Raw genomic sequence first — 1316 nt, forward strand, 5'->3', positions numbered from 1 at the left:
AGTTTGGTATAGCACTGCAACAGGCGGTGTAGCAATAGCATCAACTACAGCTTTGGCAAATGGAATATATTACGGAGCTATTCTAGATCCTGTAACCAATTGTGAAAGCGCTGTAAGATTAGCAGTAACAATTACGGTTACAGATCCATTAACGCCAACAACTACAGATGATACACAAGATTTCTGTTTAGTGAATGCGCCAACAGTTGCCAACATTCAGGTAAACGAAACAAATGTAGTTTGGTACAGTACTGCCACAGGAGGAACACCAATTGCATCAACTACAGCTTTGGCAAACGGAATTTATTACGGAGCCATTTTGGATCCTGTAACAGGCTGTGAAAGTTCAGTTCGTTTAGCAGTAACAATTACAGTTACAGATCCGGGTACGCCGACTACTACAGATGATACACAGAACTTCTGTTTGGTAAATGCACCAACAGTTGCCAATATTCAGGTAAATGAACCAAATGTAGTTTGGTACAGTACTGCCACAGGCGGAACTGCACTTGCGCCAACAACAGCTTTGGCAAACGGAGTTTATTACGGAGCTATTTTAGATCCAATAACAAATTGTGAAAGTTCAGTTCGTTTAGCAGTAACAATTACCGTTACAGATCCGGGTACTCCAACTACTACAGATGATACACAGGATTTCTGTTTAGTGAATGCACCAACAGTTGCTAATATTCAGATGAACGAAGCCAATGTAGTTTGGTATAGCACTTTAACAGGCGGAGTGGCAATCGCTCCAACCACAGCATTGGCAAACGGAATTTATTACGGAGCAATTTTAGATCCTGTAACGAATTGTGAAAGTGCAGTAAGATTGGCAGTAACAATTACCGTTACAGATCCATTAACACCAACTACAACTGATGATACACAAGATTTCTGTTTAGTGAATGCGCCAACTGTAGCTAACATTCAGGTAAACGAACCAAATGTAGTTTGGTACAGCACTGCCACAGGCGGCGTAGCAATTCCTGCCACAACAGCTTTAGCAAACGGAATTTATTACGGAGCCATTTTAGATCCTGTAACAGGTTGCGAAAGTTCAGTTCGTTTAGCAGTAACAATTACAGTAAGCGATCCGGGCACGCCAACCACTACAGATGACACACAGGATTTCTGTTTAGTGAATGCGCCAACAGTAGCTAATATTCAGGTAAACGAAGCCAATGTAGTTTGGTATAGCACTTTAACAGGTGGAGTGGCAATTGCGCCAACCACAGCATTGGCAAACGGAATTTATTACGGAGCTATTTTAGATCCGGTAACCAATTGTGAAAGCGCTATAAGATTAGCGGTAACAA

General features: G+C 41.6%; 1 pseudogene. It reads left to right on the forward strand.

Annotated features, from left to right (window positions below):
* A pseudogene (locus RT99_RS25410) lies at positions 1 to 1316 on the forward strand (hypothetical protein); the annotation flags it as partial.

The sequence above is a fragment of the Flavobacterium sp. MEB061 genome, from assembly GCF_000834715.1.
In the GTDB taxonomy this organism is placed as follows: domain Bacteria; phylum Bacteroidota; class Bacteroidia; order Flavobacteriales; family Flavobacteriaceae; genus Flavobacterium; species Flavobacterium pectinovorum.